This is a genomic window from Pseudoxanthomonas sp. LARHCG66 (genome assembly GCF_052871755.1).
Window position 1 is genome coordinate 163,097 of sequence record NZ_JBIXJW010000004.1, and the last position, 22,993, is coordinate 186,089.

Consider the following 22,993-nt stretch of genomic DNA (forward strand, 5'->3'; position numbering starts at 1 on the left):
CCGGGCTGCGGAAAACCGTTAAATGGTAGCTCCCGCCACACTTTGCGGCAAGTTTCATTGATCCAGGACAAGGTGCTCGGCCCGGCCGCGCGAACCTCATCCGGCATCCGCGGATGCATTCCGCGACCACCGTCACCGCAGGGCGCAGGAGGACGGGCAACCCCCGCAAGCCGGCAACGGCGGGCATATCCGGGCCGCGCGCACGGGCCTAAACTAGTGGACTGCCTTTGGACTGCCCTGCCGTCATGTCGACACCCTCGCCTGTCCCGTCGCCCGCCGTTCCGCCGGCCGGCCGCATCATTTCCCCCGAAATCCCCGCTCCGCCGTCCCCGTTGCGCGCCGCGATCACCGCCGCCTGGCTGCGCGACGAGACCGGACATGTCCGCGAACTGCTGGAGCAGGCGCGCCTGCCGGCCAACGAGCAGATCCAGGCGCAACGGCTTGCAGTGGACCTGGTGAAGCGGGTCCGCGCCCGCGCACAGGATCAGGGCGCCATTGAAGCCTTCATGCGCCAGTACGACCTCGGCAGCGACGAAGGCGTGTTGCTGATGTGCGTGGCCGAGGCCCTGCTGCGCATCCCGGACCAGGAGACCGCCGACAAGCTGATCCGCGACAAGCTGGGCGACGCGGACTGGGAGCGGCACCTGGGCCAGAGCGACTCCGTGCTGGTCAACGCTTCCACCTGGGGCCTGATGTTGACCGGCAAGCTGGTCAACCTGAACGACCTGACCCGCGCCGACGTGCCTGGCGCGTTCAAGCGCCTGGTCGGCCGCGTGGGCGAGCCGGTGATCCGGCTGGCCGTGCGCCAGGCCATGCGGATCATGGGCCACCAGTTCGTCATGGGCCGCACCATCGACGAAGCGCTGTCGCGCAGCCGCAAGGGTGAGAACGCCGACTACCGCTATTCCTTCGACATGCTGGGCGAGGGCGCGCTGACCACCCGGGACGCCGCCCGCTACCTGGAGGCCTATCGCCAGGCGATCCATGCGATCGGTCGCACCGGCCCCTTCGCCGACGTGTTCGCCGCGCCCAGCATCTCGATCAAGCTGTCCGCGCTGCACCCGCGCTATGAGCACGCCAAGCGCGCCCGCGTGATGAAGGAACTGGCCCCGGCCATCCTCGAACTGGCGCAACTCGCCAAGTCCTACGGCATCGGCTTCACCATCGACGCCGAAGAGGCCGACCGCCTGGAGCTGTCGCTGGACCTGATCGAGGCCACGTTCTCCGATGCCTCGCTCGATGGCTGGGAAGGCTACGGCCTGGCCGTGCAGGCCTACCAGAAGCGCACGCCGTACGTGATCGACTTCCTCGCCGACCTCGCCCGCCGCGTCGGTCGCCGCATGCCGGTGCGCCTGGTCAAGGGCGCCTACTGGGATGCCGAGATCAAGCGCGCGCAGATCGATGGCCATCCGGGCTATCCCGTGTTCACGCGCAAGCCGAACACCGACGTGTCCTATCTCGCCAACGCGCGCCGCATGCTCGACCACGGCGATGCGCTGTACCCGATGTTCGCCACCCACAACGCGCAGACCATCGCCGCGATCCGCTTCATCGCCAACGGCCGTCCTTACGAGCACCAGAAACTGCACGGCATGGGCGACGACCTGTATGCCGAAGTGGTGCCGAAGCACCGCCTCGATACGCCGTGCCGCGTGTACGCACCGGTCGGCTCGCACGAGGACCTGCTGCCGTACCTGGTGCGCCGCCTGCTCGAGAACGGCGCCAACAGCAGCTTCGTCAACCGCATCACCGACGAGAACGTGGCCATCGAGGACCTCGTGCGCGACCCGGTGCAGACCGTGTCGGAATTCGAATCCATCCCGCACCCGCGCATCCCGCTGCCGGTCGATCTTTTCCGGAGCCAGCCGGCTCCCATCGCTTCTTCTGACAGGAACAACTCCATGGGCGCCAACCTCGCCAACGACAACGACCTGCGCGCGCTGGCCGAGCGCATCAACGCGGCGGTCAAACCGTGGCGCGCCGCGCCGCTGGTGCCGGGCGCCGTCGTGTCGAGCGCTGCGTTGCCGGTGACCAACCCGGCCGACCGCCGCCAGACCGTCGGCGAATGGCAGCCGGCCGACGGCGGCACGGTCGAGAAGGCGCTGGCGAACGCTGTCGCCGCACAGCCGGCATGGGACCGCACGCCGGCCGCCAGCCGCGCCGCCATCCTCGAGCACGCCGCGAACCTGCTGGAGCAGCGCCTGCCCGACTACATTGCGCTGTGCGTGACGGAAGCCGGCAAGACCATCCCCGACAGCGTCGCCGAAGTGCGCGAGGCGGTGGACTTCCTGCGCTATTACGCCGCTCAGGCGCGCGCGCAGTTCGGCGCACCGGAACAGCTGCCCGGCCCGACCGGCGAATCCAACCAGCTGCAGCTGCAGGGCCGCGGCGTGTTCGTCTGCATCAGCCCGTGGAACTTCCCGCTGGCGATCTTCCTGGGCCAGGTCAGCGCCGCGCTCGCCGCCGGCAACAGCGTGATCGCCAAGCCGGCCGAACAGACCAACCTGATCGGCCACGCGGCGGTGAAGCTGCTGCACGAAGCCGGCATTCCGGAAGCCGTGCTGCAGTTCCTGCCCGGCGACGGCGCCACCGTCGGCGCCGCGCTGACCAAGGACCCGCGCGTGGCCGGCGTAGCCTTCACCGGTTCCACCGACACCGCGCGCGCCATCAACCGCGCGCTCGCCGGCCGCGACGCCGGCCCGATCGCCACGCTGATCGCCGAAACCGGTGGCCAGAACGCCTTTATCGCCGACTCCTCCGCACTGCCGGAGCAGCTGGTCAAGGACGCGATGGGTTCGGCGTTCACCTCCGCAGGCCAGCGCTGCTCGGCCGCGCGCGTGCTGTTCGTGCAGGACGACATCGCCGACAAGGTGATGACGATGCTGGCCGGCGCGATGGACGAGCTGAAGATCGGCGACCCCGGCCTGCTCTCGACCGATGTGGGTCCGGTGATCGACGCTGACGCGCTGAAAATCCTAGACGACCATGCCGTGCGCATGGCGGCCGAAGCACGTCTGATCAAGCAGGCCAACGCCGGTGAAGAAACGGCGCACGGCACCTTCTTCGCGCCGCGCGCGTGGGAACTGAAGTCGCTGGATCAGCTGCACAAGGAAATCTTCGGACCGGCCCTGCACGTGGTGCGCTGGAAGGCCGACCAGCTGGATGCGGTGATCGACCAGATCAATGCCACCGGTTACGGCCTGACCCTGGGCGTTCACTCGCGCATCGACGAAACCATCGACCGCATCGCTGCACGCGTGAAGGTCGGCAACGTGTACGTCAACCGCAACCAGATCGGCGCGGTGGTCGGCGTGCAGCCGTTCGGCGGCCAGGGCCTGTCGGGTACGGGACCCAAGGCCGGCGGCCCGCACTACCTGCCGCGCTTCGCTACCGAGAAAACGGTCACCGTCAACACGACCGCCGCAGGCGGCAACGCCTCGCTGCTGACGCTCGGCGACTGAGCCCGGGCTCCGCCGCGCATCGGCAGCTCTCACGTTGCATGCACAGCCCCGCTCCGGCGGGGCTTTTCTTTGGGCATGACCCACGGCACTGCTTGCCCGGGCATCGGCAGGCGATGCTGTCCCCACCCCACCCGTCGCTGGACCTTCACCCCGCCTGCGTGAACATCAGCCGATCCCGCCTGCCGGATTGATCCACATCCTGCGTTCTAGCGTCGACAAGGAGTTTCACGGCCAGCAGGGCCCCCGCGCATGACGACCGACTTCTACAACCTGCTGCTCAGCGACTCCGCCCTCGCCGCCGTGCTGCTCGCGCTCTTCTTCTACGTGGGCAGGGTCTCGCGCGGCGTGCGCGGCATCGCCACCTGGGGCGTGGCGCATTTCCTGTATTCCCTCGGCGCCGCGATGCTGGACGGCACTGCGCAGATGCTGGTGCGCGTCGGTGACGCGTCGCTCGCGCAAGCGATTGCCGGCCTGGGTGGCCTGCTGGCCTGCGCCGGCCTTGCCGGCCTGGCCTGGTCGATCATCCAGTTCGTGCAGCAGCGCGCGCTGACATGGTGGGAACGTGCGCTGCTGCCGCTGTGCATCGGCTTCTCATTGGTCGGCGCGGTGGCGGGCGGCAGCGTTGACGCGCAGGGCGCTGCGATGAGCGCCACCGAAGTCATCGTGCTGGCGGTGATGATCCGGCACCTGCTCGCGCTGCGCAGCGCGCCCGACCATGTGCCGGCCAGACTCATGATCACCGGCTGTTTCGTGTTGCTGTGGCTGTATGGCGGCGACCTGCTCGCCGCACTGACCGGGCGCTATGGCCCCAATCCGGTCTGGGTGAACCTGGACCTGTCGATCTGGTTCATGCTCAATTTCTGCATGCTGATGCTGGCCAGCTTCCGCGCGGCCGAACCGCTGCGGCGTGGCGCGCTGTTCGATCCGCTCACCGGCGCGCTCAATCGCCGCGGCCTGGACAACGAACTGCAGGCCCGCAGCGGGCGGCATGCCGCCGAGCACGGGCTGGCCGTGATCGCACTGGACCTGGACCACTTCAAGGCCGTCAACGACGATCATGGCCACGAAGCGGGCGACCTGGTGCTGCAGCGCTTCTCCGATGTCGTGCGCAGCTGTATCCGCGGCGACGACCTGTTCGCGCGCCTGGGGGGAGAGGAGTTCATGCTGGTCCTGCGCGACACGCAGGCCGAAACCGCGCAGGCCCTGGCCGAACGCATCCGCCAGCAGGTGATGGCGCTTGAATTCGCTCCGGTCGGGGCGGGAATCCGCATCACCGTCAGCCTGGGCGTGTCGTTCGCCGCCGACCGCAACGCGCCCTACGACACCCTGATGCGGCTCGCGGACGAAGCGCTCTATGCCGCCAAACACAAAGGCCGCAATCGGATCGAGGTACGCTGGCTGCCCGCCTGACCCGAGGACTGCCATGCCGCGCTACCGCCAACTTGCCCTTGCCCTGCTTGCCTGCTTCGCCACTCCCCTGGCGCAGGCATCGGCCCAAGCTTCCGCGTGCCCGACCGATCCCGGCCATGCGCCGACCGGCCACCTCACCGCCACGCGCGTGGCCGCTGCACGCGCGGACGACAGCGAAGAGCGCCTGTACGAAGGCGCGGTGTGGCGCGACGGCGCGCTGTATCTGTCGGACTTCGTCCACAACGGCCGCTTCCCCTCGCGCATCCGCCGCTTCACCCCGCCGGACCGCTGGGAAACCGTGGTCGAAGACAGCGGCAGTAATGGTTTGGCGTTGGATCGCGAGGGCAACCTGATCGCCGCCACCCACGACCGCAAGCAGGTGGCGCGGGTGGAGCTGGCCGACGGCACGCGCACGCCGCTGGTGTCGACGTTCGACCGCGCGCCGTTCAACTCCCCGAACGACCTGGTGATGGCTGCCGACGGCACCCTGTACTTCACCGATCCCGACTACCAGCGCAAGGCCGCGCCCGGTGGCCAGCCCCTCACCCGCGTGTATCGCCACCACGAGGGCGTGACAACGGTGGTGGACGACAGCCTGCGCAATCCGAATGGCATCGCGCTGTCGCCGGATGGCAGCACGTTGTACGTGGCAGGCGGAACCGGCGATGGCGACGTGTTGCGCGTCTATCCGTTGCGCGACGGCGTGCCCGGCCCGGGCCGCGACCTGGCGCGCATCACCGGCGGCGACGGCCTGACGCTGGATTGCCTGGGCAACATCTACGTCACCGAACACGGCCAACAGCGCGTGCGCGTGTTCTCTCCCGCGGGTGACGTGCTGGCCACGATCCGCGTGGACGCCAACATCACCAATGCCGCGTTCGGCGGCGAAGACCGGCGCACGTTGTTCCTGACCGGCGCCGCGAGCCTGTGGTCGATCGAACTGCCGGTCGCCGGTCTTCCGTATTGATCCGGTGATGCAGGAAGGCAATGAAAAACCCCGCCGAGGCGGGGTTTTTCGTGGTTCGGATCCGTGCCGCGATCAGAACTTGTATTGCATCGCCACACCGAACAGGTCGGCGCCGCCCTCGAAGTCGCCCACCAGGCGCGCGCGCGTGCTGTTGGTCAGGTCCACTTCCGGGGTATCGACGATGTCGATCTTGACGTAGCTGGCGCTGAGCTCGAAATGCTCGGACACGTTCCAGGTCATGCCCAGCGAGTACCACATGCGGTCCTGGTCGGGCAGGCGCGGAGTGCGGTGCGGACGGCTGACCGGGGAGTCGTCGCGCGCCACGCCGGCGCGGAAGGTGAACTTGTCGCTGAACTTGTACTCGCCGCCGATCGAATAGAACCAGTTCTCGTCCCAGCTGTAGTCCTCGACCGAGTCGGGCTGCGCGGGGTTGTCGAACTCGATGCGGATTTCCTGCAGCGACGACCAGTCGGTGCGGGTGGCTTCGGCCATCACGGTGAAGCGATCGGTGGCGTAGTAGGTGGCGCTGAAGGCATCGATGGCCGGCGTGGTCAGATCGGCACCGCCGCCACCGCTGATGAAGACGCCGTTGCCGAGCGCGGCACGCACGTTGGCAGGCACTTCGAACACCGCGTCGCCGTCCAGCTCATGGTCGATCTCAGAGCGGTGCGAGTAACCCAGCGACAGCTTGTCGGTCGGGCGCCAGTTCATGCCGACGATCCAGCCGAAGCCGTTGTCGGTGCCGTTGATGCTGGCGAAACCGTCGTTGCGCTGCGGACCGAATTGCGCCGTCGGGCCCACGCAGGCAGCCGGGCTGCGGCCGCAGATGACGGTGCCGAAGTCGACGGCGTTGGACAGGGTGACGTCGGCGTGCTCGTAGATGAAGCCCGCACCGACCGAGAAACGGTCGCTCAGTTCGAGCGATGCCGCCAGGGTCAGGTCGACGATCTTCACGTCCGATTCCAGCGCGTGGTAACGACCCTTCCAGCCCGCGTCGTAGTCGGTTTTCAGGCCGAACGGCGCGCTGATCATCATGCCCAGCGTCAGGTATTCGAAATCGCCGCTCAGCGGCAGGATGAAGGAAGCGGCCGGCACGGCGGCGACGTCGCCGGCGTCGCCACCGTTGCCGCCGGTCAGCGGCTGCTGGAACGGGGTGCCGGTCGCGGCGGTGCCGCTGCCTTCGAATTCGTAGGACAGGTCGATCGCGGTGACGTCGGCCTGCAGGGTGCGCTCGGTGAAGGTGGACATGACGGCCGGGTTGTTGACCACGACCGAGGCGTCGCCCTTGGCGGAGGCCGCACCGGCCATCGCGCGGCCCTGGGCCTTGACGCTGTTTTCCTTCAGCTGGAAGGCGGCGGCGTGCACGTCACCATAGGCGAGCACGCCTGCGATACCGAGCGCCAGCGCCGAAACGCGGGTGATGTTCTTTGCAAATTCCATGAATGATTTCTCCGGAGACGTGGGTAAAAGCGCCTGCGTCGTCCATGGCCGCGGGTGTTGTGGTCCACCCGTTCGGCCTGCCGGAAGCCCCTCCCGACATACGACGCCGTATGCAGTATACCTGCTAACTAAACTCTAACAATCCGTCGTAAGTCATTGCCCCTATTCAGTTTCGCCGCGACGCACCATGGGCAGTCCGGCAGTGACCGGGTAGAGTGCCGACGCATGTTCGTTTCCCTCCCGTCCCGCCGGAAACCGCCCGTCCGCTGGGCCACGCCGACCCTGTTGGTGCTCCTGTCCGCCGCCTTCTGCTGGGCGTTGACCCTCGGGGAGGCCGCGCAGAGCTACCTGCTGACCCAATGGGGGGCGCTGACCGGCGGCATGGTGGCGCCGGAGGTCTGGCTGGCGTCGTTGCAGCGCGGCACGGTGCTGCGCCTGTTCACCGCGCTGTTCCTGCATGCGGACTGGGCGCACCTGCTGGGCAACCTGGTGTTCCTGCTGATCTTCGGCCTGCCTGCGGAACGGGCGATGGGGCCGTGGCGGTTCCTGCTGCTGTTCCTCGTGGGCGGTGCCGTGGCGAACGTCGCCGCCGTGCTCAGCATCGGAACACCCGACCGCGTCATCATCGGCGCCAGCGGTGCGATCTCCGCCGTCATCGGCGCCTACCTGGCCCTGTTCCCCACCGCCAAGCTGGGCGTGGTGCTGCCGCTGGGCCTGTTCCTCGAATTCGTGAAGGCGCCGGCCTCGCTCCTGATCGGCATCTGGGCACTGCTGCAGGTGGTCTTCGCCTACACGGGCCCCGCCTTCGGCACCGTGGCGTGGTCGGCGCACATCGCGGGCTTCCTGTTCGGCGTGGTGTTCGCCCTGTTCGTGCGCGCCGCCATCGCACGGCGGATGCGCAAGCGGCAGGGATACTGAAGAAGCCACCTGCCACCCACGATGCCCGTCATCATCCCGGCTTGCGCCGGGAACGGAAGCGGGCCCGCCTGTCGACGGGTGCCGGCCGCATGCAGCGCACTCCGTATAATCCGCTGCATGAAAACCACGCTCTACAAGGTCACCTTCCACAACCACACCAAGGTCTACGAGCTGTACGCGCGCAAGGTGGCGGCGAGCAGCCTGTGGGGATTCACCGAGGTGGGCGAACTGGTGTTCGACGTGCACGAAGGCCTGGTGGTGGACCCCACCGAAGAACGCCTGCGCGACGAGTTCGGCAACACCAAGGTCCTGCACCTGCCGATGCAGAGCATCATCCGGGTGGAAGAGGTGGAGCGGAAAGGCCAGTCGGCGATCCGCGACGCGGCCACCGGCGAGAAAGTGGTGACACCGTTCCCGATGCCGGCGAAGCCGCGCTAGGCGCGCCTCCCGCTTCCGATGGAGCGGCATCCGTCGCGATGCAGGCATCCGGCTTCGCGACGGATGTCGCGCCCAGGCCCGCCAACGCTCAGCGCCGCTGCTGGCTCGAGGGCGCCCGCGCCGTGGCGACCACCTTCTTCAGTTCGACCAGCGCCGCCGTGATCGGCGCATCACCGTCGAGCACGTCACCCGGCGTGTAGCCGGCCGCACCTTCTTCGTCGCCGCGCAAATGACCGGGCAGCGTGGCCTCGGTGATGTACGGCTGGCCATCCGGCCCGATCGCCGTGCCCGGCTTGTCATCCTGTTCCGGCTTGACCACCACGTCGGGCACGATGCCGCTGGCCTGGATCGATTTGCCGCTGGGCGTGTAGTAGCGTGCAGTCGTCAGCTTGACCGAATCGCCGTTGTCGAGCGGCAGCACCGTCTGCACCGAGCCCTTGCCGAAGGTGCGACTGCCCACCACGCGCGCGCGCTTGTTGTCGCGCAGCGCGCCGGCCAGCACTTCAGAGGCGCTGGCCGAGCCTGCGTCCACCAGCACCACCACGGGCGCGCCGTTCAAGCGGTCGCCCGGCGTGGCATCGAATTTGGAGTCGTTGATCGACATCCGCCCGCGGGTGCTGACGATGTTGCCCTTGTCGAGCAGGTCGTCGGCCACCTGCACTGCCGCCAGCAGCAGTCCACCCGGATTGCTGCGCAGGTCCAGCACGAGTCCGCGCAGCTTCCCGTTCTCCTGCAGCCTGTCCACCTGCTTCTGGAAATCGGCGGCGGTGTCGGTCTGGAATGCGCTGATGCGAACGTAGCCGTAGCCTGGCTCCAGCACGCGGCTGCGCACGCTGGTGATGCGGATGGTGTCCCGCACCAGGGTCACGTCGAACGGCTTGGGCGTGCCATCGCGCAGGATCGTCAGCACGATCCGGCTGCCCGGCGCGCCACGCAGCGGCTCCATGCCGTCTTCGGCGCTGATCGGCTTGCCGTCGATGGCGGTGATGACGTCGCCGGACCTGATGCCCGCCTTCGCGGCGGGCGTGTCGTCGATCGGCGACACCACCAGCAGCGTCCGGTCGGGCTGCTGCTGCAGTTCCACGCCGATGCCTTCGTAGGCGCCGGTGGCCTGTTCGTCGAAGGCGTCGGAATCTTCCTTGTCGAAGTAGGTGCTGTGCGGATCCAGGTCCAGCAACAGGCCCCGGATGGCGGACTGCATCAGTTCGCGGTCTTCGACCGGTTCGACATACGCCTCCTTGACCGCATTGAACACGGCCACGTAGCGGCGGATCTCGTCCAGCGGCACTTTCGACGGGGCGTTTTCCGCGGCATCGGGATCGTCGCTGGGCGCGACCACCGGCGGCGTCTCCGGCAGTGGCGCCTGCTGCTGCGCCCACGCCGGCATGCACGCGAACAGGGCGACGGTCAGGGTGGCCAGGGAAAGACGCAGCGGCATGCAGACGCTCCAGGAGGGGCTTGATGGGACTTCGCGCACGGGCGCGAAGTTCACCGGATTATGCGCGAAGCCACCTGGCCCGTTTGTTCAAGCCGGGTTAGGGCCCGGCGCCCTGTTCATCGCCGCTGCAGCCACGATGCCGGGTCGACCGGCTGGCCGTTGCGGCGCAGTTCGAAGTACAGCGCAGCCTGGCCCTGTCCGCCCGACGTGCCCACACGCGCCACCGCATCACCCCGCTTGACCCGTTCGCCGCTGTCCTTCAGCAGGCTGTCGTTGTGCGCGTACAGGCTCATGTAGCCATTGCCATGATCGAGGATCAGGATCAGGCCGTACCCCGTCATCCATTCGGAAAACACCACGGTACCGTCCGCCACCGCCGTGACCGGCGTGCCCGAAGGTGCGCCGATCAGCACGCCGGTGCTGGCGCGACCATCGGGCATGCGTCCGCCATAGCGCGCCAACAGGCTGCCCGATACCGGCCAGCCCAGACCGCCGACTTTCAGCGGAGGTGCGGAGGCCACGGCCGGACGCGGCGCAGGCGGGGTGCGCGTACTGCGTGACGCGGTACCGGCACTGTCGCGCTTCTGTGCCGCTGCCGCAGCAGCTTCGCGGCGTGCGGCGGCACGACGTTCGGTCTCGGCACGCGCAGCTGCGGCGCGCAGGTTGTCCAGCAGGCGTTGCAGCGAACGCGCGTCCTGTCCCAGCGCCTTTTCCTTTGCGGCACGATCCTGGTATCGCTCGTCCAGGTCCGCGACCAGGCTCGCGCGTGTCCTGCGGGCCTTCTCCAGTTGCGAGACCTGCTCGCGCTGCCTTGCCCGCGCCGTGTCCAGTTCGGTGCGACGGGCCACGATGTCGCGCTCCACCTGGTCCAACGCCGCCAGCTCGGTGTTCAATGTCGCGATGCGCCGCGCCTGGTCCCGCTGCACGTAGCGGTGGTAGGCCAGCAAGCGGTTCGCATCGGCCACGCGATCCTGCGACAGCAGCACCTTCAACGGGGCGTCGTCGCCCTGCTGGTAGGCCGCACGCACCAGTGCCGTGAGCTGCCGGCGCTGCGACGCCTGCTGCGCCTGCATGGCATCGCGCTTCTGCTGCAGCGCCTGCAGCGCGGTGGCCTCGCGACGCAGGGCCGCTTCGGTCTCGGACAGCGACCGCGTCGTGCGACCGACCTGCTCGTCCGCATCGCGCAGCTGGCGCGACGCCGTGCCACGCTCGCCTTCCAGCTTGCGGCGCTCCTGCGCGATCGACTTCAGCTCGCTGCGCACGCGCTCCAGCTTGCGTTCGGTCTCGCGCGGATTCTGCGCCGGCGCAACCGCCGCGACGGCCAGCCCGGCGAGCAGGAGCGCGGTGAACGCAGTGCGCGCGCGGCTGGGCATCAGGCGCCGATCAGGCTGCGGCCGCTCATGTCGGCCGGCTGCGCAAGGCCCAGCAGATCCAGCAGCGTCGGCGCCACGTCGCGCAACGCACCCCCGCTGCGCAACGTCACCGCACGCTGGCCCGCGCTTTCTGGCAACACGAGGACCAGCGGCACCGGGCCGACCGTGTGTGCGGTATGCGGCTGGCCGGTGGCCGGATCGCGCATCATTTCCAGGTTGCCGTGGTCGGCGGTGATGAGCAGCGCACCACCGGCCTTGCGCACGGCGGCATCCACTTCGCCGATGGCCACGTCCACCGCCTGCGCGGCGAGGATCGCGGCATGCAGGTCGCCGCTGTGTCCGACCATGTCGGGATTGGCGATGTTGCAGATGATGGCGTCGAAGCGGCCCGAGCCGATGGCCTCCACCAGCTTCGCGGTCAGCTCGGGACAACTCATTTCCGGCTGCAGGTCGTAAGTGGCCACTTTCGGGCTGGGAATCAGGATGCGTTCCTCGCCGGCGAACACATCCTCGCGTCCGCCGCTGAAGAAGAACGTCACGTGCGCGTATTTCTCCGTCTCGGCGATGCGCAACTGGGTCAGGCCCGCGTCCGCCAGCAGTTCGCCGAAGGTCTGGCGCAGGTCGTCCGGCGCGAACGCCACCGGCGCGGGCAGCCTGGCGTCGTACTCGGTCAGGCAGACGAAGCGGGCCAGCGACGGCCTGCGTGCATCGAAGCCGTCGAACGCGGGCGACACGAACGCCGCCGTCAGCTGGCGCGCGCGATCGGCGCGGAAGTTCATGAAGACCACGGCATCGCCGTCGGCCATCGGTTGGGCGCCGTCGATCACGGTGGGCAGGACGAACTCATCGTTCTCGCTGCGCGCATACGCGGCCTCCAGCGCCGCCACGCCACTGACGGCATGGTGGTCGCTGCGTGCCTCCACCATCGCGTCCCACGCCAGGCGCAGGCGGTCCCAGCGCTTGTCGCGGTCCATGGCGTAGTAGCGGCCGCTGACCGAGGCGATGTGCGCGTTGCCGAGTTCCGCACACAGGTCCTGCAGCGCGCGCAGGCTGGGTTCGGCCGACTTCGGCGGCGTGTCGCGGCCATCCAGGAAGGCGTGCACGGCGACGCGCGGCACGCCCTGGCGCTTGGCCAGGTCCAGCATCGCGAAGATGTGCAGTTCATGGCTGTGCACGCCGCCCGGCGACAGCAGGCCGAACACGTGCAACGTCTTGCCTGCGGCCTTGGCCGCCTCGCAGGCGGCGACAAGCTCGGCATTGGCGAAGAAGCTGCCGTCCTCGATGGCAGCATCGATGCGGGTCAGGTCCTGGTAGACGATGCGGCCCGCCCCCAGGTTCATGTGCCCCACTTCCGAATTGCCCATCTGCCCCTCGGGCAGGCCCACATGGCGGCCTTCGGTATGGATCAGCGTGTGCGGGGCGTTCGCCAGCAGGCGGTGCCAGTTCGGCAGCGTGGCCTGCGCCAGCGCGTTGTCGGCGGGATCTTCGCGATGCCCCCAGCCATCCAGGATCAGCAGCACGACGGGCTTGGGACGCTTCACGCGCATGTTGTCTTCAGGCGGGGGGGATGCGGACACGGCAGGATTCCAGTGACTTCAGGCAGGTGACGATTGTAGCGAAGCGTGGTGCCATGGCGTCCCCGATGACGGCCGGGCTAAACCTTTCCCTCCCCGCGCGCATCACAGTCATCAACACCACCCGAAGGATGACCCCATGACCCGTACCCGCACCGTCCTGCTGCTGACCCTGGCCCTGGCTGCCACGCCCGCGCTGGCCCAACAGGAGATCTCCAAGGTGAACGGCAGTGTCACCGCCGAGGCCGGCCAGACCTATGCCGACCTGGACACTGTCAACGGCAGCATCCGCATCGGGGATGGCGCCACCGCCGAGGATGCCAGCACCGTCAACGGCAGCATCAACGTGGGCGACAAGGCACGCGTGGATTCGCTGGAAACCGTGAACGGCTCCGTCCGTGCCGGCAAGGACGTGCAGATCCGCAAGGACGTCGAAACCGTCAACGGCAGCATCTTCATCGACCACGGCGGCGTGATCGGCGGCGACATCGAGACCGTCAATGGCGCCATCGGCCTGGTCGCCACCCAGGTCAGCGGCAGCATCCACACCGTGCGCGGCGACATCACCGTGGGCGTGGGGTCCCATGTGCGCGGCGGCCTGCGCGTGCAGAAGTCCACCGGCTTCTTCAACACCGACAGCAAGCGTCCCCCGCGCATCATCATCGGACCGAACGCCGTCGTCGAAGGCGCGCTGGTGTTCGAGCGCCCGGTCACCCTGTACGTGCACAGCAGTGCGAAGACCGGCCCGGTGACCGGCGCCACGGCCACGCCGTACAGCACCGACAGGGCCCCGACCGAGTAAGGAAGGCGGACCGCGGCACATGGCACAGGCCCGGCCTGTCCATTGCCGCTAGAATCGGGATTCCTTTCGTTGAGGAATCCCGATGTCCCGCAAGTTGATGCTGCTGCTTGCCGCTTCCGTCGCACTGACGGCATGCAAGCGCGAAGCCGAGGCCCCGGCCCCCGCGCCCGAAGCCGCCACGCCGCCCGCCGCGGCGCACACCTTTACCACCGACATCACCGAGGGCGACTTCGCCGACATGGTGAACGCGCTGGCGTCGGACGAGTTCGAAGGCCGCGCGCCCGGCTCGGTCGGCGAAGAGAAGACCACCGCCTACCTCGAAGCGCAGATGAAGCGCATCGGCCTGCAGCCGGGCAACAACGGCAGCTATTTCCAGGACGTGCCGATGGTGGAGACCACCGCCGACGAGGCCGCGACCACGCTGTCGCTGACCACGTCCGCCGGCAAGCGCGACCTGAAGTTCGGCACCGATTACGTCATCGGCACCCGTACCGGCGAGACCGAGGTCAAGCTGGACGCCAGCGAGCTGGTGTTCGTCGGCTATGGCGTCGATGCACCGGAGCAGAAGTGGAACGATTACGCCGGCCAGGACTGGACCGGCAAGACCGTGGTGATGTTCGTCAACGATCCCGGCTTCCACGCCAAGGACGAAGCCTTGTTCGGCGGCAACCGCATGACCTACTACGGCCGCTGGACGTACAAGTTCGAGGAAGCCGCGCGCAAGGGCGCCGCCGCCGCCCTGATCGTGCACGACACGCCCGGCGCCAGCTATGGCTGGGACGTGGTGAAGAACTCCTGGGCCGGCCCGCAGTACGACCTGCCCGCCAAGGATGATCCGGAGAAGCGCATCCCGCTGCAGGGCTGGCTGAGCGCCGAAGCCGCGAAGCAGCTGTTCGCCGATGCCGGCGTGGACCTGGACGCGGCCTACGCCAGCGCCGGCAAGCGCGGCTTCAAGCCGGTGCCGCTGAAGGCGCAGCTGTCCGCCTCGCTGAAGAGCAGCATCACCGAGAAGACCTCGCGCAACGTCATCGGCGTGCTGCCGGGCAGCAGCAAGCCCGACGAAGCCGTGCTGTACATGGCGCACTGGGACCACCTGGGCAAGCATGAGGGCGAAGAGGGCGACAACATCTACAACGGTGCCGTCGACAACGCGACCGGCGTGGCCGGCATCCTGGAGATCGCCGAAGCGTTCGCCCACCAGGATCCCAAGCCCGCGCGTTCGGTGGTCTTCGTGGCGGTGACCCTGGAGGAATCCGGCCTGCTGGGTTCCAAGTACTACGTCGCGCACCCGACCTTCCCGCTCGACAAGATCGCCGGCGTGATCAACCTCGACGCCATGAGCGTGGGCGGCAAGTCGCGTGACTTCGTCGTCACCGGCAAGGGCAACTCGCAGCTTGAGGACATGCTGAAGGTCTACGCCGACCAGCAGGGCCGCGTGCTCGCTGAGGAAGGCAACCCGGCCGGCGGCTACTACTTCCGCAGCGACCACTTCAACTTCGCCAAGGCCGGCGTGCCCGCGCTGTATGCCAAGGGCGGCAACGACCTGTTGGACGGCGGCGTCGAAGCCGGCAAGGCAGCGAGCGAGGAATACGCCAAGCGCTACCACCAGGCCAGCGACGAAGTGCACGCAGGCTGGAAGCTGGACGGCGTGGTGCAGGACCTGCAGGCGCTGTACGGCGTGGGCAAGGACCTGGCCGTGGCCGACACGTGGCCGAACTGGTATGACGGCAACCCGTTCAAGGCCGCGCGCGACACGATGATGAAGGCGGAACCGGCGAAGAAGTAAGCCGGCTGCACCAAGCGATACGAAGACGGCGCCGAAAGGCGCCGTTTTTGTTCCTTCTCCCCGCCTGCGGGGAGAAGGTGCCCGGAAGGGCGGATGAGGGGCGAGCGCGGTGATGTTCCGTGCGATGTCTCTCCGCCATCGTCGAACTCGGCAATGCGAGCGCGCAGATCCAAGATGATGCCTCCGTTCGCCCCTCACCCGCCTTCGGCACCCTCTCCCCGCTGCGCAGGGAGAGGGCAACCGCCCATGGACGCCCCACTGCCGTACGCACTACCCTGCGGCATCCTCGGAGGGAAACCGCTCATGTCCATCGCCTACTGGTGCATCCTGGTCACCGCGCTGCTGCCGTATCTGTGGGTCTTCATCGCCAAGCGGTCGGGCGAGCGCTACAACAACCGCAACCCGCGCGCCTGGATCGCCAAGCAGGAAGGCAACTACAAGGTGCAGCGCGCCAATGCCGCGCATCTCAATGGCTTCGAGGCATTCCCGGCCTTCGTCGCCGGCGTGCTGATGGCGCAGCTGGCCGACGTGCCGGCTGAGACGGTAACGCCACTGGCGCTGGGCTTCGTTGCCGCACGCGTCCTGCATGGCGTGTTCTACCTGGCGGACAAACAATCGCTGCGCAGCCTGGTCTGGCTGCTCGGCATGCTATGCGCCGTGGGCCTCATGGTGCTGGCGGCGCTGCGGGTGGCTTGAGGCCTGGATCAAGGACGGCACGCGGTACCAGCAGATCTTCCAGGAAGAACGCAGCCAGCTCCGAGCGACCGGCCAGCCCTGCCTTCGCGTAGATCGAGGCCGATTGCGCGCGCACCGTCTTCTCGTGCGTGCCGCGCAGATCCGCGATCTCGCGCAGTCCGAGGCCCTTCAGCAACAGGAAGGCGACCTCCTTCTCGGCGGGCGACAGGTGCCATCCATCCAACTGCGCATCGATCGAACGCGACAGCCCTTCCACATGGCGTCGTGCCTGCTGACGCCAGGCCTCGGCCTGTGCACGCACCTGGCTGAGGTCTTCCGCCTGCCGCACCAGGCGGCGGCGCAGGCGCAGCGTGCTGCGCAACAGGTGCACGGCGCCCAGCAGAGCCAGCCCGGCCGCCAGGATCTCCAGCGCCACGTGCCAGGCGGACGCGCCCTGCCGCAGGTCGCCCATGACATCCGTCACCACCAGCAATGCGATCAACAGCAGGACGCCCGCAATGACGCCGCGTTCGCTACCATGCATGGGACGACGGTCAACTGTGGGGGACATCCTCGGCCCGCTCCCCGCGCGCATGCGCTTCATGTTCGGCCTGCTCTTCGTCGGCCCCGCTCCGTTCTCCGGAACCCGCATTCGCCTCACGGAGCATCAGCGTCTGGCCGAAGAGCGTGACACGGCCACGGCTGGCATCGTAGCGACTCGCCACGCCTGCGCCCACCGCCACCAACACCGCGACGAACGCCAGCGCCACACCCGCGTGCGGACGCACGTCGGTCTCCCCGGCGGAAATGCCGCGCTTGCGCCCGTTCACCATGCTCAACGGAAGGGCATCGCGGTGTCGCAGTACATGCACCAGCACGCCCGCCACATGCAGCAGCGCCACAGCCAGGAAGGCGTTGGCGAGCACCTCGTGCACCTCCTCGACCGCATGCGGCGCCACGCCCGCGACCATCGCCAGTCCGGTGGCCGCCATGCCCAGGCCCAGGCCCATCATCACCAGCGCCGCCCAGCTGGAGGCGGGGTTGTGTCCCGCCCATGTCCGCGCCCGACCGGACAGCACGCCACGCAAGTAGCCCACCAGCGCGGCAGGGCTCAGGCTGAAATCCGACAGCCGGGCATGCCGCGTTCCCGCCACCCCCCACAACAGGCGCAGCAGCACCGCCGTCGCCAGCAGGCCACCGGCCAGCATGTGCACCACGAACCGCGGCGACTCGTCATCGACCGTACTGCCGATGGCGTACGCGGCGACGAACAAGCCGGCGAAGGTCCAGTGGAAAACCCGCGTGGGCAGGTCGTAGATGCGGGGAGAAGACATGGCGGCGCGCTCCGTGGGAAGGGAGTCCCACCTTTGCGCAGGCGTGCTGCGACGTCATCGGACAAATGCCGCATGCCCGCCGCATCAAGGCGTTACCGGATCAGCGCAGATCCTCTTCCCACCCGAACAGGGCGAACGCCTTGCGGAACTCCGCATCCAGCGGCGCCACCGCTTCGATGCGTTCGCCCGTGACCGGATGCGGGAACGACAGCCGCACCGCGTGCAGCAGCATGCGGTGCACGCCCTGCATGCGGAAGTTCCGGTTGTGGCGGCCATCGCCATGGCTGGTGTCGCCGATCAGGTGATGGAACGCGTGCTTCAGGTGTCGGCGGATCTGGCGGAAGCGGCCTGTCTCCGGCTGGCATCGCAGCAGCGCATAGCGTGAGGTCTCGAAACCGGCGGACGGCAGCGGCAGCTCGCCCGTCGCCAAGCGCACGAAACGCGTCACCGATGGCTTCTTGTCCGGCTTGCCCGGGCCGCCGTCCAGCGGATGGTCGACGATGAAGTCCGGCTCCGGCCAGCCGCGGCATACGGCCAGATAATCCTTTTCCACCTCGCGCGACATCAACACCTTGCCCAGCGTCGATGCGCTGTCGCGGTCGAATGCCACCAGCAGGCAGCCGCTGGTGGCGCGGTCCAGCCGGTGGATCAGGAAGATGGGGCGACCGAACTGCATGCGCAGCCGGTCGGCGACGAAATCCGTTTCCCCACCGGCCAGCTTGCTGTCGTGCGCCATGACACCCGCGGGCTTGTTGACCACCGCAATCTGCGCATCGGCATACAGCACGGGCAATGCGCCATCGCCCGCTTTCGTCTCACCGTAATCCATGAATCTGCGTGCCTTCCAAATCTGCGAAACTCGGGGTTCGCCGCACGCGATGGACGCACGCGGCCCTGATGGAGGATTGTGGATGAAGTCACCCCGTTTCATTGTCGCACTCGGCCTAGCCGTGGCGCTTGCCCTGGGCCAGCCCGCGAGCCTCTACGCCGCGCCCGCGCTGCCCAAGGGCATCACCGCCGGCCCCAGCATCGAAGGCATCAGCGAGTACACGCTGTCCAACGGCCTGCGCGTGCTGGTGTTCCCCGATGCCACCAAGCCCACCGTGACCGTCAACCTGGTCTATGGCGTGGGTTCGGTGCACGAGAACTACGGCGAGACCGGCATGGCGCACCTGCTTGAGCACCTGCTGTTCAAGGGCACGCCCACGCAGTCCGACATCAGCGGCGAGATGAAGAAACGCGGCATCGACTTCAACGCCACCACCGGCCTGGACCGCACCAACTACTTCGCTTCGTTCCCGGCCAATACCGACACCCTCGAGTGGGTGTTGAAGATGGAAGCCGACCGCATGGTCAACTCCAATGTCGCGAAGAAGGACCTCGACAGCGAGATGACCGTGGTCCGCAACGAGCTGGAAGCGGGCGAGAACAGCCCCGGTGGCGTGCTGTTCCAGCGCATCCGCTCGACGGCGTTCCTGTGGCACAACTACGGCAACACCACCATCGGCGCACGCAGCGACGTGGAGGGCGTGCCGATCGACAAACTGCAGGCGTTCTACCGGCAGTGGTACCAGCCCGACAACGCCACCCTCATCCTCGCCGGCCGTGTGGACACCACCGACGCGCTCGCCCGCGTCGCGCGCCATTTCGGCGCACTGAAGAAACCCACCCGCCCGCTGCCCCGCTTCTACACCCAGGAACCGGCGCAGGATGGCGAGCGCGAAGTCACCGTGCGCCGCGTCGGCAACCTGCGGCTGGTCGCGGCCGCCTACCACGCCCCGGCGGTGGCGCATCCGGACAACGCGCCGCTCAGCGTGCTGGCCAACGTGCTGGGACACACGCCCGGTGGCCGCCTGCACAAGGCGCTGGTGGAAACCAAGCTTGCCGCCGGCAGCGGCGCCAACGGCGAATCCATGCGCGACCCCGGACTGCTGACCGTGGTGGCCGTGGTGCCCAACGACGGCGACGCCGCGAAGACCGAAGCCGAACTGCTGAAGCAGGTCGAGCAGCTCGCCGCCCGCCCGGTCACGCAGCAGGAGGTGGACGAGGCGAAGCAGCGCATCGGCAACGCCTACGACCTGTACTTCACCGACGTCAATGCCGTGGGCATGGGCCTGTCCGAGTTCCAGTCCGCCGGCGACTGGCGCCTGCTGTTCACCAGTCGCGACGCCATCGCGAAGGTCACCGCCGACGATGTCAACCGCGTCGCCGCCGCATACCTGAAGTCGAGCAACCGCACGCTGGGCCGCTTCATTCCCACCACCACCCCGGAGCGGGTGGAGATCCCGGCCGCGCCCGCGGTCGCATCGCTGGTGGACGGCTACACCGGCGGTACCGCCGTCAGCGCCGGCGAGCAGTTCGATCCCTCGCCGAAGAACATCGAAGCAAGAACCCAGACCTTCACGCTGGGCGACGGCCTGAAAGTCTCGCTGCTGCCGAAGAAGACCCGTGGCGGCACCGTGATCGTCGATGCCAACTTCCGTTTCGCCGATGAGGCCGCGCTCACCGGCCGCGAAGGTGCCGCCGGCATGGCCGGCGCCATGCTGATGCGCGGCAGCAAGACGATGACGCGCGAACAGATCGATCAGCGACTTGAACAGCTGAAGACGCAGGGCAGCGTGGGCGGAAGCCTGCAGGGTGCCAGCATCGGCCTGCAGACGCGTCGCGAACACCTGGCCGATGCCCTGGCGCTGACCGCCGACGTCCTGCGCAATCCGGCGTTCCCTGAAAGCGAGTTCGAACAGCTGCGCCTGCAGGCACTGACCGGCATGGAAGCCTCGCGGCAGGAGCCGGGGGCGATCGCCGGTCGCGCGCTGGCGGAGTATTTCGACCCGTGGCCGGCCGGCCATCCGCTGCGCAACCGCACGCTGGACGAATCGCTGGCGGAACTGAAGGCGCTGAAGCTGGACGACATACGCGCGTTCCACCGCGACGTGTACGGCACCGCCAACGGCGAGATCGCCATCGTCGGCGACTTCGACCCCGCCGCCGTGCGTGCGCAGCTGGAGCAGCTGTTCACCGGCTGGAAGAGCGGCAAGCCGTACGCGCCCATCGCCACCCGCTACACCGGCGTGGCGGCGAAGCAGGCGCGCTTCGAGACGCCGGACAAGCCCAATGCCGTGCTGCTGGCCCGGCACAACCTGTCACTGAAGGTCACCGATGCGGACTACCCGGCGATGGTGATCGCCAACCGCGTGTTCGGCGGCGGCGCGCTGAAGTCGCGCCTGGGTGATCGCATCCGCCAGCAGGAGGGCCTGAGCTACGGCGTCTCCAGCGGCGTGCGCGCCGACGACAGCCGCACCGGCCAGGACGATGCCGGCAGCTTCAGCATCCAGGCCATCGCCGCGCCGGAGAACATGGCGAAGGTGGAAGCGCTGGTGCGCGAAGAGCTGACGAAACTCGTCAAGGACGGCATCACCGCCGGGGAACTGGAAGACGCCGTGGCCGGCATGCTGACCGAACGCGAGCAGGGCCGCGCGGACGATGGCAGCGTCGCCGGCATGCTGGCCGACCAGCTGTTCTTCGGTCGCACCATGCAGTTCACCGCCGACCTGGATGCGAAGTACGCCGCACTGACGGTGGACCAGGTGAACGCCGCGATCCGCAAGCACTTCAAGCCCGAGGCGCTGAGCGTGTTCCTGGCGGGCGACTTCGCCAAGAAGGCCGGCGCGCCGGCGGCGGCGCCCGCGAAGTGATCCGCATGACGTGAGACGGAACGGCCCCGCAAGGGGCCGTTCTCGTTTTCGCGCTCGCAGAAGATCCTTTCCCGCGCAGATGTTCCCCTCTCCCCGCGTGCGGGGAGAGGGTGCCGAAGGCGGGTGAGGGGCGAACGAAGAGGCGACGTACAACGCGCCCGTACTGTTGCCAGAGGCGCGGCCGCGACGACACATCCCGCGTGCCCGACCATCGCGCCCGCCCCTCATCCGCCCTCCGGGCACCTTCTCCCCGCAAGCGGGGCGAAGGGAAAAACCTTCATCGCGCGCCTGAACGTCGCGAACGCCTGGCGAGCCCCCTCCGCCTCACATTGAGCCTTGTACACCGGCCTCGGAGCCCGGCCATGGAGCCCGGAGCTCCGTCGATGGGGCTCGGAATGCCAACGATCGAGCTCTCCCATGCCATCGATGGAGCTCGGGAGCTCCATCTGTCTCGGATTGAGCTCCATCCGCGAGGCTCGGAAAGCCATCGATGGCACTCGGAAGGCGATGGGATGGCTTTCAGAGCCCCATCGATGGAGCTCGGCAGCTCCATCGTTCTCACATTGAGCTCCACCCGCGAGGCTCGGAGAGCCATCGATGGCACTCGGAATGCGATGGGATGGCTTTCGGAGCTCGATCGATGGAGCTCGGGAGCTCCATCTGTCTCACATTGAGCGCCATCTGCGAGGCTCGGAACGCCGTTGATGGGATTCGGCGCTCCATCGTGCTCACATCGAGCCTCGCCTGCGCGCCCTCGACAGGCAACGCAGGCTTACGGCAGCCGCAGCGTCGCCAGCAGCGGGAAGTGGTCGGACGGATAGCGTCCGCCCCAGCGCGTGGTGATCGAGGCGATCGATTCCAGCTGCACGCCGCGGACGAAGACCCAGTCGATGCGCTTGTCGGCGTTGCCCGTGAACCCATGGAACGTCGCTTCACTGCCTTCCACCCGCGGTGCGGTGGTCCACGCATCCTGCAGCGTCTGCGCGAGCACGGCGTGCACCTGGCTGTCCGGCGCGGTGTTGAAGTCGCCAGTCAGCACCACCGGCACCCCGGCCGGCAACGCGGCCAGGCGGCGCGCGATGGCCTGCGCGCCCTTCACCCGCGCGGCTTCGTCCTGATCGCGGTATGGCAGGTGGGTGTTGAACAGGTAGAAGCGCTTGCCGTCGCTGCGCTGCTCGAACAGCGCCCAGGTCACCATGCGCGGATAGAGATGGTTCCAGGTGATGCTGCCCGGCACGTCGGGCGTGTCGGACAGCCAGAAGTCGCCCGACTCGACCACCTTCAGGCGGTCCTTCCTGTAGAACACGCCCATGTGCTCGCCGCCGCCATCGGCATTGCGACCGCGACCGAACCAGGCGTACTGCGGCAGCTCGCGCGCGAGGTAGTCGGCCTGCGCCTTCACCAGTTCCTGCAGGCCGATCACCTCGGGCTGCTGCTCGCGCAGCATGCGTACCGCCAGCGGCTTGCGTGTTTCCCAGTAGTCCACGCCATCGCTCTCCGCGGGCAGGCGGATGTTGAAGCTCATGATGCGCAGGGCACTGGTGGGTTTTGCCGGCGGCACGTCGGTGGCCTGGGCTTGCAGACCGGTGGTGGCGAGGATCATCACGATCAGGATGGCGCGGAGGAGAGGCATGGCGGTCTTCCGATTCGACTCGCACCAGTATAGGAACTGCGGTAACGTC

General features: G+C 68.1%; 15 protein-coding genes and 2 pseudogenes. 9 read left to right on the forward strand and 8 right to left on the reverse strand.

Translation table 11 applies throughout. The features are described 5' to 3' along the window. Positions 1 to 245 precede the first annotated feature (245 nt). The 3 genes from putA (at position 246) to ACIPRS_RS13535 (ending at position 5,838) form a co-directional block, all read left to right on the forward strand. Positions 246 to 3,461, forward strand: a complete 3,216-nt coding sequence (gene putA / locus ACIPRS_RS13525; protein ID WP_446538897.1) for a bifunctional proline dehydrogenase/L-glutamate gamma-semialdehyde dehydrogenase PutA — start codon at positions 246 to 248, stop codon at positions 3,459 to 3,461. 249 nt (positions 3,462 to 3,710) lie between these two features. Next, complete coding sequence (locus ACIPRS_RS13530; protein ID WP_446538898.1) at positions 3,711 to 4,871, forward strand: diguanylate cyclase domain-containing protein; 1,161 nt, start codon at positions 3,711 to 3,713, stop codon at positions 4,869 to 4,871. Between the two features lie 13 nt (positions 4,872 to 4,884). Further along, positions 4,885 to 5,838 (forward strand): SMP-30/gluconolactonase/LRE family protein, encoded by a 954-nt coding sequence (locus tag ACIPRS_RS13535; RefSeq protein ID WP_446538899.1) that lies wholly within the window; start codon positions 4,885 to 4,887, stop codon positions 5,836 to 5,838. A 72-nt stretch (positions 5,839 to 5,910) separates the two neighbouring features. Here ACIPRS_RS13535 and ACIPRS_RS13540 read toward each other — a convergent pair whose 3' ends face one another. Beyond that, the gene (locus ACIPRS_RS13540) at positions 5,911 to 7,278 is read right to left on the reverse strand and encodes an OmpP1/FadL family transporter (RefSeq protein ID WP_446538900.1); all 1,368 of its coding nucleotides are present in this window, start codon (positions 7,276 to 7,278) and stop codon (positions 5,911 to 5,913) included. A 354-nt stretch (positions 7,279 to 7,632) separates the two neighbouring features. On the opposite strand from ACIPRS_RS13540, the pseudogene ACIPRS_RS13545 reads away from it, so the two are divergent. Both ACIPRS_RS13545 and ACIPRS_RS13550 read left to right on the forward strand, forming a co-directional pair. Further along, a pseudogene (locus ACIPRS_RS13545) lies at positions 7,633 to 8,196 on the forward strand (rhomboid family intramembrane serine protease); the annotation flags it as partial. Between the two features lie 117 nt (positions 8,197 to 8,313). Next, complete coding sequence (locus ACIPRS_RS13550) at positions 8,314 to 8,634, forward strand: DUF1820 family protein (protein WP_192199739.1); 321 nt, start codon at positions 8,314 to 8,316, stop codon at positions 8,632 to 8,634. A 91-nt stretch (positions 8,635 to 8,725) separates the two neighbouring features. Here ACIPRS_RS13550 and ACIPRS_RS13555 read toward each other — a convergent pair. The 3 genes and pseudogenes from ACIPRS_RS13555 to gpmI form a co-directional block, all read right to left on the reverse strand. Beyond that, positions 8,726 to 10,072, reverse strand: a pseudogene (locus tag ACIPRS_RS13555) (S41 family peptidase); the annotation flags it as partial. Positions 10,073 to 10,188: 116 nt separating this feature from the next. Further along, positions 10,189 to 11,445: a murein hydrolase activator EnvC family protein gene (locus tag ACIPRS_RS13560; RefSeq protein ID WP_337732455.1), complete on the reverse strand. Its 1,257-nt coding sequence runs from the start codon at positions 11,443 to 11,445 to the stop codon at positions 10,189 to 10,191. Next, the gene (gene gpmI, locus ACIPRS_RS13565) at positions 11,445 to 13,022 is read right to left on the reverse strand and encodes a 2,3-bisphosphoglycerate-independent phosphoglycerate mutase (protein WP_446538901.1); all 1,578 of its coding nucleotides are present in this window, start codon (positions 13,020 to 13,022) and stop codon (positions 11,445 to 11,447) included. Before gpmI ends, ACIPRS_RS13560 begins: the two co-directional genes overlap by 1 nt. Positions 13,023 to 13,158: 136 nt before the next feature. On the opposite strand from gpmI, the gene ACIPRS_RS13570 reads away from it, so the two are divergent. From ACIPRS_RS13570 to ACIPRS_RS13580, 3 genes are all read left to right on the forward strand, one after another. After that, positions 13,159 to 13,821 (forward strand): hypothetical protein, encoded by a 663-nt coding sequence (locus ACIPRS_RS13570; RefSeq protein ID WP_337732456.1) that lies wholly within the window; start codon positions 13,159 to 13,161, stop codon positions 13,819 to 13,821. A gap of 82 nt (positions 13,822 to 13,903) precedes the next feature. Beyond that, complete coding sequence (locus tag ACIPRS_RS13575; RefSeq protein ID WP_446538902.1) at positions 13,904 to 15,607, forward strand: M28 family metallopeptidase; 1,704 nt, start codon at positions 13,904 to 13,906, stop codon at positions 15,605 to 15,607. Positions 15,608 to 15,910: 303 nt separating this feature from the next. Next, complete coding sequence (locus ACIPRS_RS13580) at positions 15,911 to 16,303, forward strand: MAPEG family protein (RefSeq protein WP_446538903.1); 393 nt, start codon at positions 15,911 to 15,913, stop codon at positions 16,301 to 16,303. On the opposite strand, the gene ACIPRS_RS13585 is transcribed toward ACIPRS_RS13580, so the two are convergent. The 3 genes from ACIPRS_RS13585 to ACIPRS_RS13595 form a co-directional block, all read right to left on the reverse strand. Beyond that, a complete protein-coding gene (locus tag ACIPRS_RS13585) occupies positions 16,272 to 16,853 on the reverse strand; it encodes a helix-turn-helix transcriptional regulator (protein ID WP_446538904.1) in 582 nt (193 codons plus the stop codon). The genes ACIPRS_RS13580 and ACIPRS_RS13585 overlap by 32 nt on opposite strands. Next, positions 16,837 to 17,616 (reverse strand): cytochrome b/b6 domain-containing protein, encoded by a 780-nt coding sequence (locus tag ACIPRS_RS13590; RefSeq protein ID WP_446538905.1) that lies wholly within the window; start codon positions 17,614 to 17,616, stop codon positions 16,837 to 16,839. The genes ACIPRS_RS13585 and ACIPRS_RS13590 overlap by 17 nt, the downstream gene beginning before the upstream one ends. Positions 17,617 to 17,716: 100 nt before the next feature. Further along, positions 17,717 to 18,445: a pseudouridine synthase gene (locus ACIPRS_RS13595; RefSeq protein WP_337732461.1), complete on the reverse strand. Its 729-nt coding sequence runs from the start codon at positions 18,443 to 18,445 to the stop codon at positions 17,717 to 17,719. 82 nt (positions 18,446 to 18,527) lie between these two features. Between ACIPRS_RS13595 and ACIPRS_RS13600 the strand changes: the two genes are divergently transcribed. Beyond that, the gene (locus ACIPRS_RS13600) at positions 18,528 to 21,311 is read left to right on the forward strand and encodes a M16 family metallopeptidase (RefSeq protein ID WP_446538906.1); all 2,784 of its coding nucleotides are present in this window, start codon (positions 18,528 to 18,530) and stop codon (positions 21,309 to 21,311) included. Between the two features lie 772 nt (positions 21,312 to 22,083). On the opposite strand, the gene ACIPRS_RS13605 is transcribed toward ACIPRS_RS13600, so the two are convergent. Next, positions 22,084 to 22,944, reverse strand: coding sequence for an endonuclease/exonuclease/phosphatase family protein (locus ACIPRS_RS13605; RefSeq protein ID WP_446538907.1), 861 nt, complete (start codon positions 22,942 to 22,944; stop codon positions 22,084 to 22,086). Between the last annotated feature and the right edge of the window lie 49 nt (positions 22,945 to 22,993).